The 16,649-nt window shown below is 72.2% G+C and carries 11 protein-coding genes; 4 read left to right on the forward strand and 7 right to left on the reverse strand.

The features are described from left to right. Nucleotides 1–49 precede the first annotated feature (49 nt). Complete coding sequence (locus ACFVXG_RS37210) at nt 50–976, reverse strand: ABC transporter substrate-binding protein (protein WP_387934246.1); 927 nt, start codon at nt 974–976, stop codon at nt 50–52. 583 nt (nt 977–1,559) lie between these two features. Here ACFVXG_RS37210 and ACFVXG_RS37215 point away from each other — a divergent pair. Together ACFVXG_RS37215 and ACFVXG_RS37220 are read left to right on the forward strand one after the other, a co-directional pair. Then, nucleotides 1,560–2,753 (forward strand): NADP-dependent malic enzyme, encoded by a 1,194-nt coding sequence (locus tag ACFVXG_RS37215; protein ID WP_387934248.1) that lies wholly within the window; start codon nt 1,560–1,562, stop codon nt 2,751–2,753. A gap of 251 nt (nt 2,754–3,004) precedes the next feature. After that, a complete protein-coding gene (locus ACFVXG_RS37220) occupies nt 3,005–3,967 on the forward strand; it encodes a zinc-binding dehydrogenase (RefSeq protein WP_387934250.1) in 963 nt (320 codons plus the stop codon). Nucleotides 3,968–4,021: 54 nt separating this feature from the next. Here ACFVXG_RS37220 and ACFVXG_RS37225 read toward each other — a convergent pair whose 3' ends face one another. The 6 genes from ACFVXG_RS37225 to ACFVXG_RS37250 all read right to left on the reverse strand — a co-directional run bounded on the left by ACFVXG_RS37225 (nt 4,022) and on the right by ACFVXG_RS37250 (nt 12,599). After that, nucleotides 4,022–5,137 (reverse strand): PadR family transcriptional regulator, encoded by a 1,116-nt coding sequence (locus tag ACFVXG_RS37225; protein ID WP_387934251.1) that lies wholly within the window; start codon nt 5,135–5,137, stop codon nt 4,022–4,024. Between the two features lies 1 nt (nt 5,138). Beyond that, nucleotides 5,139–6,062, reverse strand: coding sequence for a DUF4097 domain-containing protein (locus tag ACFVXG_RS37230; RefSeq protein ID WP_387934253.1), 924 nt, complete (start codon nt 6,060–6,062; stop codon nt 5,139–5,141). Nucleotides 6,063–6,257: 195 nt separating this feature from the next. Continuing rightward, nucleotides 6,258–6,440 carry a DUF6104 family protein gene (locus ACFVXG_RS37235; RefSeq protein WP_350504423.1) on the reverse strand — a complete coding sequence of 61 codons (183 nt, stop codon included), beginning with the start codon at nt 6,438–6,440 and terminating at the stop codon, nt 6,258–6,260. 148 nt (nt 6,441–6,588) lie between these two features. Continuing rightward, nucleotides 6,589–10,326 carry a multifunctional oxoglutarate decarboxylase/oxoglutarate dehydrogenase thiamine pyrophosphate-binding subunit/dihydrolipoyllysine-residue succinyltransferase subunit gene (locus ACFVXG_RS37240; protein ID WP_387934255.1) on the reverse strand — a complete coding sequence of 1,246 codons (3,738 nt, stop codon included), beginning with the start codon at nt 10,324–10,326 and terminating at the stop codon, nt 6,589–6,591. A 325-nt stretch (nt 10,327–10,651) separates the two neighbouring features. Further along, nucleotides 10,652–11,782, reverse strand: a complete 1,131-nt coding sequence (locus ACFVXG_RS37245; protein WP_350504421.1) for an ATP-binding protein — start codon at nt 11,780–11,782, stop codon at nt 10,652–10,654. A gap of 79 nt (nt 11,783–11,861) precedes the next feature. Continuing rightward, entirely contained in the window at nt 11,862–12,599 is a 738-nt protein-coding gene (locus ACFVXG_RS37250; RefSeq protein WP_094742879.1) for a response regulator transcription factor, read from the reverse strand. Nucleotides 12,600–13,219: 620 nt separating this feature from the next. Here ACFVXG_RS37250 and ACFVXG_RS37255 point away from each other — a divergent pair. Together ACFVXG_RS37255 and lon are read left to right on the forward strand one after the other, a co-directional pair. Then, nucleotides 13,220–13,957: a rhomboid-like protein gene (locus tag ACFVXG_RS37255; RefSeq protein WP_387934257.1), complete on the forward strand. Its 738-nt coding sequence runs from the start codon at nt 13,220–13,222 to the stop codon at nt 13,955–13,957. A gap of 212 nt (nt 13,958–14,169) precedes the next feature. Next, nucleotides 14,170–16,581 (forward strand): endopeptidase La, encoded by a 2,412-nt coding sequence (lon, locus tag ACFVXG_RS37260; protein ID WP_387934259.1) that lies wholly within the window; start codon nt 14,170–14,172, stop codon nt 16,579–16,581. Nucleotides 16,582–16,649: the final 68 nt, after the last annotated feature.

Consider the following 16,649-nt stretch of genomic DNA (forward strand, 5'->3'; position numbering starts at 1 on the left):
CCCCGCCGCTGCCCCGCGGCCCCGCCCGCGCCCCGCCGCCCCGCGGGGGTCAGATGCCCCCGTTGACCACCGCGTTCTGCGCCGCGCCCGCGCTCACGTTCCACTTGGCGAGGATCTTGTCGTACTCGCCGCCGCGGATCAGCTGGTCCACCGCCTTGGACAGGGTGTCGCGCAGCTCGGTGTCCTGCTTGCGGACCGCGATGCCGTACGGGTTGGAGGTGGACTGGGCGCCGGTCACCTCGAAGCGGCTGCCGCCGTCCGTGGTCTTCGCCGCGTAGGCGGCCACCGGGAAGTCGTTCAGGCCGGCCACGGCCGTGCCGGCGGAGACCTCGGCCAGCGCCTTGGCGTCGGTGTCGAAGCGGTGCACGGTCAGCTGCTTGCCGGTGCGGGCGCAGACGGCGATCTGCCGGGTGGCGATCTCGTCCTGGGTGGTGCCCTGCTGGAAGGCGACCGTCCGGCCGCACAGGTCGTCCAGGGTCCTGATGCCCTTGGGGTTGCCCTTCGGGACGACGATCGAGGTGCCGGCGATGAAGTAGTCGACGAAGTCCACGCCCGGGTTGACCTGCTTGCCGTCGGCGTCCAGGCCCTCGCGGCGCGCGCGCACGTCGCTGAGCGCGGACATCGCCACGTCGAACTGCTTGCCCTGGAGGTTGGGGATCAGCTTGTCGAAGGGGGTGTCCACGAACTCGATCCGCACGTCGAGGATCCGGCCGAGGGCGGCGGCGAGTTCCGGGTCGAGGCCGGTCGGCTTGCCGTCCGGGCCGCGGAACTCCACCGGCGCGTAGTTGACGTCCATGCCGATGCGCAGCACGCCGGCCGAGCGCTGGGCCTTCGGCAGCTTGGCGCGGACGTCCTTGACCGGGTCGTCGGCGGTGGCCTGCCCGCCACCGCCGCAACCGGTGAGCAGCAGGGCGCCGGCGGCGGCCAGGGCGGCCGCGGCGACGGCCGGGCGGCGGGCATGGGGGAGGTGAGGCATGAGGGTTGCTCCTGAGGGCGGAACCGTTGTCACCGCGATGGCGCGCCGGTGTACGCCGAACGGCGGACAAGCGATCCTGCCATCCCACCCTGCCGGGCCCGGCGGCGGGTGTGTCAGAATTCGGTACCGGGTGACCCCCGAACGCTCGAACCAGACCGACGAGCCCCGACAGGCTCGGGGTGCTCAGGACCGGAAGTCATCACGTGGCTCCGTATCCGGGGCACCGATCCCCTACGGATCTGCGTTCACACTTGCGGGTGCGCGTGCCTCAGCGCCGTTGCCGCCGCCGGAGCCCGGCGCTTCCGACACCGGGCCCCAGCCGACGCGACAGCACGGCGATGAACTGCGCGTGACGAGGACGAAAAGGCATAGGTGCGATGCCTTGGTCCGACCTACGCTCGGCCCGGTAGCACAAGCGGACAACACAAGACCCCATAAAAACCCTCATCCGAGGGCGCCACCCGACGGCAGCGCCCCCGCCCCGACCCCGGGTCCGCTTCGGCGTACCCGGTTTCCGGCTTACGGCCGGGGCGCCGAGTCCGTCGGCCGCGCACCTCGCCAGAACAATGACGAAGAGGTCATCGTGGCAGCGGAGATCATCAGCAGCACCCAGGACACCGACGATCCGGTCGACGCCGTTTTCGCGCTCCACCGCGGCGGCAAGATGGAGATCCGGGCGACCGTGCCGGTGCGCGACGCGGACGACCTGTCCCTCGCCTACACCCCCGGTGTCGCCCGGGTCTGCACGGCCATCGCCGAGCAGCCGGAGCTGGTCAACGACTACACCTGGAAGTCCAACACCGTCGCGGTGGTCACCGACGGCACCGCCGTGCTGGGACTCGGTGACATCGGCCCGGAGGCCTCGCTCCCCGTGATGGAGGGCAAGGCCATCCTGTTCAAGCAGTTCGGCGGGGTGGACGCGGTGCCGATCGCGCTCGCCTGCACCGAGGTGGACGAGATCGTCGAGACGGTGGTCCGGCTGGCCCCGTCCTTCGGCGGCGTCAACCTGGAGGACATCTCCGCCCCGCGCTGCTTCGAGATCGAGCGCCGGCTCCAGGACGCCCTGGACATCCCGGTCTTCCACGACGACCAGCACGGCACCGCGATCGTCACCACCGCCGCCCTGTGGAACGCCGCGAAGGTGACCGGCCGGGAGATCGGCGCGCTGCGGGCCGTCATCTCCGGCGCCGGCGCGGCCGGCATCGCCATCGCCAAGATGCTGCTGGCGGCGGGCATCGGCGACGTCTCCGTCTGCGACCGCAAGGGCGTGGTGTACCGGGGCCGCGAGGACCTGACGGACGTCAAGGCCGAGATCGCCGAGCTGACCAACCGTTCGGAGCTCAAGGGCTCGCTGGCCGACGCGCTGGCCGGCGCCGACGTGTTCATCGGCGTCTCCGGCGGCACCGTGCCGGAGGAGGTCGTGGCGACCATGGCCGAGGGCGCGTTCATCTTCGCGATGGCCAACCCCAACCCGGAGATCCACCCCGAGGTCGCGCACAAGTACGCGGCGGTCGTCGCCACCGGGCGCAGCGACTTCCCGAACCAGATCAACAACGTGCTGGCCTTCCCGGGCATCTTCGCCGGTGCCCTCCAGGTGCGGGCCTCCCGGATCACCGAGGGCATGAAGCTGGCCGCCGCCAAGGCGCTGGCCGCCGTGGTGGCCGACGAGCTGACCCCGCAGAAGGTGATCCCCTCGCCGTTCGACGAGCGGGTCGCCCCGGCGGTCACCAAGGCCGTGGCCGAGGCCGCCCGCGCCGAGGGCGTCGCCCGGATCTGACGATCGGGCACCAGCCCCCGGGGCCGGGGGAGCGCGCCGGCCACGACGGCCCGCTCCCCCGCCCCCCCGAGCCGAAGGGGCGCGCCGGTGCCGAAAGGGAGAGCGCGAGGGAGCGACGAAGGAGCGAGGGAGCGCCGACCGTCGGCACCGGGTCGGAGCGCCCCGGAGGCGAGCGGGGGAATAGCAGCCGGGACACGCGTCACACCTACGCGTGGTTCCCGGCCCCGGCCGTCCCGGCTAGTGTCCGGGGCATGTTTGCTGCCTATGCCGCCCGTATCGACGCCGACGACCCGCTCAGCGGGCTGGAGTTGGGCGAACTCCCCGAGCCGCAGGCCCGCCCCGGGTGGAGCGTGGTCACGGTCAAGGCCGCCAGCCTCAACCACCACGACCTGTGGTCGCTGCGCGGAGTCGGCCTGCCCGCCGAGAAGCTGCCGATGATCCTGGGCTGCGACGCCGCGGGGGTCGACGAGGACGGCAACGAGGTGGTCATCCACTCGGTGATCGGCCAGTCCGGTCACGGGGTGGGCCCGAAGGAGTCCCGGTCCATCCTGACCGAGCGTTACCAGGGCACCTTCGCCCAGCGGGTGGCCGTGCCCACCTGGAACCTGCTGCCCAAGCCCTCCGAGCTGAGCTTCGAGGAGGCCGCCTGCCTGCCCACGGCCTGGCTGACGGCGTACCGGATGCTGTTCACCAACGCCGGGGTCAAGCCCGGTGACACGGTGCTGGTGCAGGGCGCCGGCGGCGGGGTGGCGACCGCGCTGATCGTCCTCGGCAAGGCGGCCGGCCTGCGGGTCTGGGTCACCGGCCGGGACGAGGCCAAGCGCCACCGGGCGGTCGAGCTCGGCGCGGACGCGGCCTTCGAGAGCGGTGCCCGGCTGCCCGCCCGGGTGGACGCGGTGATGGAGACGGTCGGCGCCGCGACCTGGTCGCACTCGGTGAAGTCGCTGCGCCCGGGCGGCACCATCGTCATCTCGGGTGCCACCTCCGGCCCCAGCCCGAAGGCCGCCGAGCTGAACCGGATCTTCTTCCTGGAGCTCAAGGTGGTCGGCTCGACCATGGGCACCAAGGAGGAGCTGGCCGGGCTGCTGTCCCTGTGCGCGAACACCGGGGTCCGTCCGGTGATCGACTCGGTGCTGCCGCTGGCCGAGGCCCGGGACGGCTTCGCCCGGCTCGCCAAGGGCGAGGTCTTCGGCAAGATCGTGCTCAACCCCTGACGTACGGCGGCCCGGCGCCCCGTCCGGGGCACCGGGCCTGCGTAGCCGGTCGGGTCAGCCGAGCAGCCGCTTCAGCCGCTCGCCGGCGGTGCCCAGCACCGAGCGGGCCTCGGCCAGCTTGTCGGCGCTCACCCCGCCGTCCCGGGCCGCGTCGCGGACCTGGTCGCGGAAGCGGTCGAGCAGCCGCTCCAGTTCGCGGGACGGGTCGCCGTCCGGGTCGGTGCGCGCCCACGGCGGCAGGTCGGCGGGGGTGGTCGGCGCGTCCTGGCCCTGGCCGGAGTCCGCGCCCGAGTCCGCGCCCGAGTCCGCGCCCGAGTCCTTGTCCAGGTCGATCCGGGTGACCGTGATCCGCTCGGACGTCCCGGACGCCTCGGACGTCTCGGCGGACGCGCCGGCCTCGCCCGTCGGGTGGCCCCAGCGGGCCGCGTCGGCCAGCCCGGCCAGGCCCTTGGTCAGCTCGGACAGGCCCTCGGCCAGCCCGGTCGGCCAGTCGCCCTTGGCGGCGTGCTCGCGCACCTGCTGCTCGACCCGGCGCTTGATCCGCAGCGCCTCCTGCTGGGCGGCGGTGCGGGAGGCCTTGGCCTGCTCGCGCAGCCGGCGGGCCTCCTCCTCGGCGGCCTTCGCCTTGGCCTTGGCGGCCCGCTCCTGCTCCCGGGCGCGCTTCGCCTGCTCCTTGGCCTGCCGCTTGAACTGGGCGAACTCCTCCTTGGCGCGCTGCCAGGAGTCGTTGTCGCCCCAGGGCCCGGCCCACGGGTCTCCGCCGGTCTCGGTGCGGTCCGGCCGGGGGGCCTGCTCGGCGGCCTTCCAGAGCTCCTCGCGCAGGTCCTTGGCGCTGTCCCGGACGTCCTCCCGGATCGCCCCGGCGAGCTGGGCCACCGAGTCGTGGATCTCCACCTCCAGCTCGTCCAACTCGACCTGGCGGGCTTCGAGTTCGGCGCGCCCGGCGTCGGTCAGCTGATAGACCTTGCGGCCGCCCTCGGTGCTGTGGCTGACCAGGCCCTCCTGCTCCAGCTTCGCCAGCCGCGGGTAGACCGTGCCGGCGGAGGGGGCGTACAGGCCCTGGAAGCGCTCCTCCAGCAGGCGGATCACCTCGTAGCCGTGCCGCGGCGCTTCGTCCAGCAGCTTCAGCAGGTAGAGCCGGAGCCGGCCGTGGCCGAATACGGGGGTCATCTCAGGCCTCCTTGGTGAGGTCGGGGCCGGTGGGCGCGTCGGAGACGGGGCCGGCCGGGAGCTCCCGGACCACCACCGGGGCGTCGTCCTCCGACTCGGGGCGGCGCAGCACGGTGACCGCGCCGGAGACGGTGGTGACGTTGAGGCTGCCGCGGCCCTCGCCGATCTGGCCGGTGATCTTCTTGGCGCCCCAGGTGCTGCTCATCTTGAGCTCGTCGAAGGTGCTGGAGACGTCGCCGCTGGTGGAGCCGGCCTCGACGGTGGCGTCGGCCAGCGAGGGGATCCGGACCACGACCGGGCCGCTGACCGTGTTGACCTTGACGTCGGTCTCGCCGGCCACGTCGAGGTCCAGGGTGACGGCGCCGGTGACGGTGTTGGCCTGGATCCGGTCGGCGGTGCCGGCGATCACGGTGAGCTGCCCGGAGACCGTGTTGACCTTGAGCTGGCCGCCGACCGCCTGGGCGTCCACGTCGCCGGTGACGGTGCTCGCGTCGATCCGCCCGGTGACCCCGGCCAGGGTGGTGTCGCCGCCGGCGCTCTGCACCGAGACGTGGCCGTCGATGCCGCTGACGGTGGAGTGGGCCGAGACGGTGCCGACCTTGACCTCGGTGCCGGCCGGCACGGTCAGGGTGATGTCGACGGAGCGCTTGCGCTTGAACGAGTCGAAGAAGTTGCGGACCGAGCCGACCGACTTGATCCAGGTGCCGAACTCGCCCCAGCTGTTGATGTCCTTGTAGGTGACGGTCAGGACGCCGTCGACCAGCGTCAGGTGCAGCGGGTCGCCCTGGAGGTCGGTGACCTCCAGGCGGGCCGGGCCCTCGGCCGCGACCACGTTCACCGTGCCGTCGATGACGCGTACGTGCAGCGCGCGGACCGCGTCCTCGAACGTGGTCCTGCCGGGCCCCTCGATCGTCCACTGGCTCATCTCTGCCGCCTCCCGTAGCGGATCGCGATGTATCGCGTTCTCTTCCAAAGACGATATATCGCGTGCCGGGAAAAGCAAGCGGTTCCACCCCTGAACCCGTCCCGGAGGCATCCCGGAGCCCGTCCCCTACGGGAGACGCGCGAAGGGCCCGGGAGGCGGTCGCCTCCCGGGCCCTTCGCACGTGCCGTCAGGACGTCACTCGTCGTCGTCCTCGTCGTCGAGCCGGGCCAGCCAGGTGGCCAGCCGCTCGACCGGGATCTCGAAGTCCGGGTTGAGGTCGACGAACTCGCGCAGGCGCTCGGCCAGCCACTCGAAGGTGACCTCCTCCTCGCCGCGCCGGCTCTCCAGCTCCTCGATGCCTCGGTCGGTGAAGTACACGGTTCGCTCCGGTCGGATGGGGATTGACCTGGTCAGGATAGTCGGGGCCGGCCGTCGTGGTGGCGGTCGGCCGGTACGCCCGCGGCCCCGCCTCCCTGGTCGGGAGACGGGGCCGCGGGCGTCAGCGGTGCTGCGGAGCCTGCGCGCGTCAGAGCGCGAAGATCTCCTCGATCAGCGCCTGCTGCTCGGCCGCGTGCCGCTTGGCGGAGCCGACCGCCGGCGACGAGGCCGCGGTGCGGGCCACCCGGCGCAGGCGGGCGTCGCCGCCGGAGCGGCCGATGACGACCTGCAGGTGGTCGACCAGGTTCATCGCGATGAACGGCCAGGCACCCTGGTTGGCCGGCTCCTCCTGCGCCCAGACGAACTGGACGTTGTCGCCGTAGCGGGCGAGCTCCTCCTGGAGCTCGGCCACCGGTAGCGGGTAGAGCCGCTCGACCCGGACGATCGCCGTGTCGGTGACGCCGCGCTCGGCACGGGCCGCCGCCACGTCGTAGTAGAACTTGCCGGCGGTGATGACCACCTTGCGGACCTGCGCCGGGTCGACGGTGGTGTCGCCGATGACCGGGCGGAACGAGCCGGACAGGAACTCCTCGGTCGCACTCGCCGCGGCCTTGAGACGCAGCATCGACTTCGGGGTGAAGACGACCAGCGGCTTGTGGTGCGGGTTGTGCGCCTGCCAGCGCAGCAGGTGGAAGTAGTTCGACGGCAGGGTCGGCATCGCGACCGTCATGTTGTCCTGCGCGCACATCTGCAGGAAACGCTCCGGACGGGCGGACGAGTGGTCCGGTCCCTGGCCCTCGTAGCCGTGCGGCAGCAGCAGGGTGACGCCGGAGTGCTGGCCCCACTTCTGCTCGGCGGAGGCGATGTACTCGTCCACCATGGTCTGCGCGCCGTTGACGAAGTCGCCGAACTGCGCCTCCCACATGACCAGCGAGTTCGGGCGGGTCAGCGAGTAGCCGTACTCGAAGCCCATGGCCGCGTACTCCGACAGCAGGCTGTCGTAGACGGTGTAGCGGGCCTGGTCCTCGGTGAGGTACTGCAGCGGGGTGTAGTCCTCGCCGGTCTTGCGGTCGATCAGGACGGCGTGCCGCTGGCCGAAGGTGCCGCGGCGGCTGTCCTGGCCGGCCAGGCGGACCGGGTGGCCCTCCATGAGCAGCGAGCCGATGGCGAGGGTCTCGCCCATCGCCCAGTCGATGGTGTTGTCCTCGACCGAGGCGGCGCGGCGCTGCAGCTGCGGCAGCAGGCGCGGGTGGACGGTCAGCCAGTCCGGCAGGTTGACCTGCGAGGCGGCGATCCGCTTCACCATCTCCTGGGAGATGCCGGTCTGGATGTTGACCGGGAAGTCGGCCTGCGGCTTGCCGCCGGCGGTCGGGGCCGGCGCCTGGGCCGCGTCGCGGACCTCGGCGAAGACCTTCTCCAGCTGGCCCTGGAAGTCCTGGAGCGCCTGCTCCGCCTCTTCCATGGTGATGTCGCCGCGACCGATCAGGCCCTCGGTGTACAGCTTGCGCACCGAGCGCTTCTTGTCGATCAGGTCGTACATCAGCGGCTGGGTGAACGACGGGTTGTCGGCCTCGTTGTGACCGCGGCGGCGGTAGCAGATGAGGTCGATCACGACGTCCTTGTGGAACGCCTGGCGGAACTCGAAGGCGAGCCGCGCGACGCGGACCACGGCCTCCGGGTCGTCGCCGTTCACGTGGAAGATCGGGGCCTCGATCATGCGGGCCACGTCGGTGCAGTACATCGAGGAGCGCGAGGACGCCGGGGCGGCGGTGAAGCCGACCTGGTTGTTCACCACGACGTGCACGGTGCCGCCGGTGCGGTAGCCGCGCAGCTGCGACATGTTCAGGGTCTCCGCGACGACGCCCTGGCCGGCGAAGGCCGCGTCGCCGTGGATCTGGATCGGCAGCACCGGGAAGGTGGTGCCGCCCTGGTCCAGGATGTCCTGCTTGGCGCGGGCGATGCCCTCGACGACCGGGTCCACGGCCTCCAGGTGGGAGGGGTTCGCGGCGAGCGAGACCTTGATGGTCTCGCCGTCCAGGCCGGTGAAGGTGCCCTCGGCGCCCAGGTGGTACTTGACGTCGCCGGAGCCGTGCATCGACTTCGGGTCGAGGTTGCCCTCGAACTCGCCGAAGATCTTGCCGTACGGCTTGCCGACGATGTTGGCCAGCACGTTCAGGCGGCCGCGGTGGGCCATGCCGATGACGGCCTCGTCCAGGCGGTGCTCGGCGGCGGCGTCGATGGTCGCGTCCAGCATGGCGATCAGCGACTCACCGCCCTCCAGCGAGAAGCGCTTCTGGCCGACGTACTTGGTCTGCAGGAAGGTCTCGAAGGCCTCGGCCGAGTTCAGCCGGCGCAGGATCCGCAGCTGCTCCTCGCGCTCCGGCTTCGAGTACGGCTTCTCCAGGCGCTCCTGCAGCCACTTGCGCTGCTTCGGGTCCTGGATGTGCATGTACTCGATGCCGACGGTGCGGCAGTACGTGTTGCGCAGCAGGCCGAGGATGTCGCGGAGCTTCATCATCTTCTGGCCGCCGAAGCCGCCGACCGCGAACTCGCGCTCCAGGTCCCACAGGGTGAGGCCGTGGGTGGTGACGTCCAGGTCGGGGTGCTTGCGCTGCTTGTACTCCAGCGGGTCGGTGTCGGCCATCAGGTGACCGCGGACCCGGTAGGAGTGGATCAGCTCCATGACGCGCGCGGTCTTGTTGACCTCGTCGTCGTGGGTGGTGGCGACGTCGGTGGCCCAGCGGACCGGCTCGTACGGGATCCGCAGCGACTCGAAGATCTCGTCGTAGAAGCCGTTCTCGCCGAGCAGCAGCCGGTGGATCTCGCGCAGGAACTCGCCCGACGCCGCGCCCTGGATGACGCGGTGGTCGTAGGTCGAGGTCAGCGTCATGATCTTGGAGACGCCCAGGCGGGACAGGGTCTCCGGGGCGGAGCCCTGGAACTCGGCCGGGTACTCCATGGCGCCGACGCCGACGATGGTGCCCTGGTTCTGCATCAGGCGCGGCACGGAGTGCACGGTGCCGATGCCGCCGGGGTTGGTCAGCGAGACCGTGACGCCGGTGAAGTCGTCCATGGTCAGCTTGTTGGCGCGGGCCCGGCGGACGATGTCCTCGTAGGCCTGCCAGAAGCCGAAGAAGTCGAGGGTCTCGGCCTTCTTGATGGCCGCGACGACGAGCTGGCGGTCGCCGTTCGGCTTGACCAGGTCGATCGCCAGGCCGAGGTTGACGTGCTCCGGCTTGACCAGGAAGGCCTTGCCGTCCTCCACCTTGTAGCTGTGGTTCATGCCCGGGGAGGCCTTGATGGCCTGGACCAGGGCGTAACCGATCAGGTGGGTGAAGGAGACCTTGCCGCCGCGGGCGCGCTGCAGGTGGTTGTTGATGACGATGCGGTTGTCGATCAACAGCTTCGCCGGGACGGCGCGGACCGAGGTCGCGGTCGGCACCTCCAGCGAGGCGTCCATGTTGGTGGCGACGGCCTTGGCCGGGCCGCGCAGCTGGACCAGCTCGGGGCCGGCCGCAGCGGTGGCGGCGGGCGCGGCCGGAGCCGCGGCCTTGGGGGCCGGGGGCGCGGCGGGCGCGGCGGCGAGCGGGGCGGCAGCCGGGGCCGGAGCGGCCGGGGCGGCGGGCGCGGGTGCGGCCGGAGCAGCAGCAGCGGGCGCGGGGGCAGCGGCAGGGGTCGGCGTGGGGCCGGCCTGGGTCGCGGCCTGGGTCACTGGGGTCACCTCGGTACCGGGCTTGTAGTCGGCGAAAAAGTCCCACCAGGCTCGGTCTACCGAGTTCGGGTCCTGGAGGTACTGCTGGTAGATCTCATCGACGAGCCACTCATTGGGGCCGAAGCCAGTGGAGCTTGCCGAGCTGTTGGGGGTTTCAGGGGACTGTGGCGACACGGCGGCAACCGCCCTCTTCCGCTTCCTTTTGGGATGTTTGGACAGCGGGGATTAAGGCTACGCCCCTGACCAGTGATCGCGCAGTCCCCGGGCCCCAGGCGTCGCCCAGATCACAGTCCTGACCTGCAGTTTGGCTGAAAAACTACGTTAGAAAGCCGTATCTGAGGGGAATCGATCGGGCCCGATCACCCCTCAAACCGGGGCGAAAACGGACAAAGGGCCACACGAATCAATTGACGATCTTCGTATGCGGCTGTGTCGGATCTGTGACAAATGTCCCGGCCGCTCGGACTGCCCGCTCGGGCCGCCCGCTCAGGCCGCCCGCTCAGGACTGCCCGGGCAGTCTGACCTCGATCCGGCAGCCGCGCGGCGACTCCGCCACCGCGATCCGTCCGCCGTGCAGGTCCACCGCCCAGCGGGCGATCGCCAGGCCCAGCCCGGTGCCGCCGTCCGAGCCCGGCCCGGAGGCCGTGGCGGTGCCGCTGCGGCTGAACCGCTCGAAGACCCGGCTGCGGTCCGCCGGCGGGATGCCGGGGCCCTCGTCCTGGACCTCCAGCAGCAGGCCGCCGTCCTCGCCGTCGGGCCGGGCGCGCACCGTCACGGTGCCGCCGGGCGGCGAGTGCTTGCAGGCGTTGTCGACCAGGTTGGCGACCACCTGGTGGAGCCGTTCCGGGTCCGCCACGGCGGTCAGGCCGGCCGGGCTGACCTCCAGGGCCAGCCGGACGTCGCCGCGTCTGGAGAAGGCCCCGCCGGCCGTCGCGCCGTCCACGGTGACCCCGCGCAGCACGCCGTCCAGGAACTCGCGCACCTCGAAGGGGCGGGCGTCCAGGTCGACCACGCCGTCGTCGATCTTGGAGAGGTCCAGCAGGTGGGTGACCAGGCGGCCGAGCCGCTCGGTCTGCTCCAGTGCGGCCCCCAGCGTCGCCGGATTGGGCTGGACGACGCCGTCCACCACGTTCTCCAGCACGGCGCGCAGCGCGGCGATCGGCGTGCGCAGCTCGTGCGAGACGTTGGCGACCAGCTCGCGGCGGTGCCGGTCGGCGGCCTGGAGGTCGGCGGCCATGCCGTTGAAGGCGGCCGCCAGTTCGCCGATCTCGTCGCGCGAGTTCACCTCGACCCGGCGGCTGTAGTCGCCGGAGGCCATCGCGCGGGCGGCGTCCGTCATCTCGCGCAGCGGGGCGGTCAGCCCGTGCGCGAGGAACTGCATGAACAGCAGCGAGGCGATCATGGAGAAGACCATGATGATCCGGATCTGGGTCTCGGACCGGATCGCCACGACCACCATCCCGGTGGCCAGGAACACGGAGACGATCACCAGCAGGGCGAGCTTGCCCTTGATCGAGCGGACCGGGTCGAGCGGACGGATGTCGGCCCAGACCCGGCTGGCCGCGCGGGCCGCGAGGGTCTGCGGGCGCGCGCCGTCGGCGTCCCCGTTGCGTTGCTGTGGAAAGGTCATTGGTCCCCTGTGGTCCCCGCGGGTCTGCACTGCGGTGTTCGGACACGGGCCCCCCGGTGGCCCGTCGCCCGAAGTCCCGTCAGGAGAGCGGGGCCTCCAGTGCGTATCCGACGCCGTGCACGGTGCGGATCCAGCTGGCGCCGATCTTGCGCCGCAGCGCCTTCACGTGGCTGTCCACGGTGCGGGTGCCGGACGCGTCGGTCCAGTCCCAGACCTCGGCCAGCAGCTGCTCGCGGGTGAGCACCGCGCGCGGCTGGGCGGCCAGGCAGGCCAGCAGGTCGAACTCGGTCGGCGTCAGGTGGACGTCGCCCGAGGCCAGCCGGACCCGGCGCTGCACGTGGTCGATCTCCAACTCGCCGAAGCGCAGGCTGCCCAGCGCCGGCGTACGGGCCGCCTGCTGGGCGCGCTCGACGCGGCGCAGCAGCACGTTGACCCGGGCCGCCAGTTCGCGCATGGAGAACGGCTTGGTCATGTAGTCGTCGGCACCGACGCCGAGGCCGACCAGCAGGTCCGTCTCGTCGTCGCGGGCGGTCAGCATCAGTACCGGCACCGGGCGTTGGGCCTGGATCCGGCGGCACACCTCCAGCCCGTCGAAGCCGGGCAGCATGATGTCCAGGACCACCAGGTCCGGCTGCCAGGTGTGGAAGCCGTCCACCGCGCCGGGGCCGTCGTGGGCCACGGCGACCTTGAAGCCCTCCGCGCCCAGTCGGGCCGCGATCGACTCGGCGATCGTGGGTTCGTCCTCCACCACCAGCACTCTGCGCTGGCTGCTCACAGTGCCGCCGGTGTTGGGGTTGTCCTGCTGAATTTCTGTCACGGTCACGCCACCGCCCCCAGGGCTGCGGGCCGGCCACCTGTGGGGATGGCGGGGCTCCGCTCGTAGTCTTGTTCCGTCGTGGACTGTGCCGGGTCCGCCGTCCCGTTTGATACGCCCGGGAGTGGAGGACGGAAGGTCTTCCGTCCACTCCTCCCACGCACTTCGCAGCGTACGGACAGCGGATGCCTCCCGGCAGGCGGACCGGACGTTTCCGGCCCGCTGGGCCGGCTGTCCGGCCGCCCTCGGGCCCACCGCACGAGTGGGCACGGGCCGATACCTTACCCGGCGAATTTTCACTGCGTAACGGTACGTATGCAGTCCAGTTGACGCCAAGTCGCCGGTCAGAGGCCCTACTGACGCGTTAATAGGGAGAAGGTCTGGACCAATGTCGGGAATCCGGCCGGTCCCGGCGTCGACGGCCTTCACGGGCTTTTCTCAGGTGCCTCTCAGAACCTCGACGTAGCGTGGCCGCGACAACGCCCCGCAGGGCGGATTCCGGCCTCCGCGCCGGTGGGTCGGGCGCCTCCGGGCACCGGCGGCTGCGGGGGTGGAGCGGAGGCGTCATGGCTGGACTGCGGTGGGATGCCGGCGGGCGCGCGCCTTCGGGGGCGCGGTTCGGAATGCTCCGGCACGGGCCGCGCGGCGGCGCCCTGGAATGGCTGCTGGAACGCGTGCCGACACCTCGGCGCACTCCCTTCACGATCGGATATCTCGCGGTCGTCGGAGTCACCTCGACCTTCGCCCGGATCGCCGATCCGGAACTCGTCCAGCGCTTGCAGGCGGCTTCCAGCTCGGACGGCCACAACCTGCTCCAGCACCCCCTGCGCGCCCTGGTGCTCAGCGGGTTCTGGGTGGCCGGGGGATCGTGGCTGCCCTACCTGTGGGGCTTCGCCCTCACCCTGGCGCCGCTGGAGCGCAGGGTCGGCCCGGCCCGGGCGGCGGCGGTGTTCGCCGCCGGGCACGTCGCGGCCACGCTGCTCTCCCAGGGCGTGGTGATCACCGCGGTGGAGACCGGGCGGCTGGCGCCGGCGGCGATGGACCAGCTGGACATCGGGGTCAGCTACGGCGTGCTCGCCTGCCTGGGCGCGGCGGTGGGCACCCTGCCGCGGCGTGCGCGGGTGGTGGCGCTGGCCGGCGTCGGGCTGTGGCTCGCCCAGCAGATCGCCGCCCAGGAGGACCTGGTCACGGCGGTGGGTCATCCGGCCGCACTGCTCACCGGGATGGCGCTGTGGCGCTGGCTGGGCCGGATCGAGCGGCGCCCGCCCGACCCGCGGATCCGTGCGGCGCGGGCGCTGGCGGTCGGCTCCGCCGCCGCCTCGGCGGTGCGGGCCGGGGTCCGGCCGTCCACCGCACCCTGATGCTCGGGCGCCCTGACTCCTGATTCCTGACGCCCTGAGGTGCCGGCGCCCGGGCGCTCTTGGGGCGTTCTTTCCGCTCTCTTTTGACGCCGCCTCCCCCTGGCCGTTCCGGTGACGAGCCCGTTCGCTCACAGCGAACAAGGTGCGGGGAACAACCCGCGCTCGCAAATCCTTAGTCAGGTCGACTCAAGTTCACTGACCGGGGAGAGATCATGGCATCGACGTCCACACCGCTCACCCTGCCCGTGCTGCCCCTCGACGACGAGGTCGTGCTCCCGGGCATGGTCGTCCCGCTGGACCTCAAGGACACCGAGGTGCGTGCCGCGGTCGAGGCCGCCCGTGCTGCGGCCACCGGTTCCGGCAAGCCCCAGGTCCTGCTGGTCCCGCGGGTGGACGGCTCGTACGCGGCGGCCGGCACGCTGGCCACCGTGGAACAGGTCGGCCGGCTGGCCGACGGCCCTGGCACGATCGGGCAGCCGGCCGCGCTGGTGCGCGCCGTGCGCCGGGTCCGGATCGGGGTCGGCACCACCGGCCCCGGCGCCGCCCTCTGGGTGGAGACCACGCCGTTCAAGGAGTCCTCGGTCGGCACGCCGGTGGCCGGGCGGGCCGCCGAGCTGGTCAAGGAGTACAAGGCGCTGTCCACCCAGTGGCTGCGCAAGCGCGGCGCCTGGCAGATCGTCGACCGGGTGGCCCAGATCGAGGGCGTCGGCGAACTCGCCGACAACATCGGCTACGCGCCCTTCGCCACCGCCGAGCAGAAGCTCAAGGTGCTGCTGGAGGCCGACCAGGTCGCCCGCCTGGAGTACGCGCTCACGCTGCTGCGCGACCACCTCGCCGAGGAGGAGGTCAACGACACCATCCGCAAGGACGTCGAGGAGGGCGTGGCCAAGCAGCAGAAGGAGTTCCTGCTCCGCCGCCAGCTGGAGGCCGTCCGCAAGGAGCTGGCCGAGCTGAACGGCGACCCGGCCGACGAGGAGGGCGACTACCGCGCCCGGGTCGAGGCCGCCGACCTGCCCGAGAAGGTCCGCGAGGCCGCGCTCAAGGAGGTCGACAAGCTGGAGCGCTCCTCCGACCAGTCGCCCGAGGGCTCCTGGATCCGCACCTGGCTGGACACCGTCCTGGAGCTGCCCTGGAACGAGCGCACCGAGGACGCCTACGACATCGCCGGCGCCCGCGCCGTGCTCGACGCCGACCACGCGGGTCTGGGCGACGTCAAGGAGCGGATCGTCGAGTACCTGGCCGTCCGCAAGCGCCGGGCCGACCAGGGGCTCGGCCTGATCGGCGGCCGTCGCGGAGGAGCGGTGCTGGCCCTGGTCGGGCCGCCCGGCGTCGGCAAGACCTCGCTCGGCGAGAGCGTGGCCCGCGCCATGGGCCGTAAGTTCGTCCGGGTCGCCCTCGGCGGCGTCCGGGACGAGGCGGAGATCCGCGGCCACCGGCGCACCTACGTCGGCGCGCTGCCCGGCCGCCTGGTGCGGGCGATCAAGGAGGCCGGTTCGATGAACCCGGTCGTCCTGCTCGACGAGATCGACAAGGTCGGCTCCGACTACCGGGGCGACCCGGCCGCCGCCCTGCTGGAGGTGCTGGACCCGGCCCAGAACCACACCTTCCGGGACCACTACCTGGAGGTCGAGCTCGACCTCTCCGACGTCGTCTTCCTCGCCACCGCCAACGTGCTGGAGGCCATCCCCGAGCCGCTGCTCGACCGGATGGAGCTGGTCCGCCTGGACGGCTACACCGAGGACGAGAAGGTCGTCATCGCCCGCGACCACCTGCTCCCGCGCCAGCTGGAGAAGGCCGGCCTGGGCGACGGGCAGGTCAGCGTCGACGAGGAGGCGCTGCGCCGGCTGGCCGGGGAGTACACCCGGGAGGCGGGCGTGCGCACCCTGGAGCGCTCGATCGCCCGGGTGCTGCGCAAGATCGCCGCCCAGGCCGAGCTCGGCGAGCGGGAACTGCCCGCCGCGATCGGCGCGGCGGACCTGCGCGCCCTGATCGGCCGCCCGCACCACGTGCCGGAGGCCGCCCAGGCGCCCGCCGAGCGGCGCACCGCCGTCCCCGGTGTGGCCACCGGCCTCGCCGTCACCGGCGCCGGCGGCGACGTCCTCTACATCGAGGCCTCGCTGGCCGACGCCGAGACCGGCGGCACCGGACTCACCCTGACCGGGCAGCTGGGCGACGTGATGAAGGAGTCCGCGCACATCGCGCTCTCCTTCCTCCGCTCGCGCGGCGCCGAGCTGGAGCTGCCGGTCACCTCGCTGCGCGACCGCGGCGTGCACCTGCACGTCCCGGCCGGGGCCGTCCCCAAGGACGGGCCGAGCGCCGGCATCACCATGACCACGGCGCTGGCCTCGCTGCTCTCCGGTCGCAAGGTGCGCACCGACGTGGCGATGACGGGCGAGGTGTCGCTGACCGGGCGGGTGCTGCCGATCGGCGGGGTGAAGCAGAAGCTGCTCGCCGCCGACCGGGCCGGCGTCACCACGGTGATCATCCCCAAGCGCAACGAGGCCGACCTGGACGACGTCCCGGCCGAGGTGCTGGAGCGGCTCACCGTCCACCCGGTGGCCGATGTGCGGGAGGTGCTCAAGCTGGCCCTGGAGCCGGCCGGGGTGCTGGTCGCCGCGGCCTGACGCGGTCGACGGGGGCGGCCGCGGGCCGGTCCGGCGGATCCGCCGGACCGGCCCGCGGCGTGCCACAC

Origin of the sequence: Kitasatospora sp. NPDC058162, from assembly GCF_042884005.1 — a bacterium.
GTDB lineage: Bacteria > Actinomycetota > Actinomycetes > Streptomycetales > Streptomycetaceae > Kitasatospora.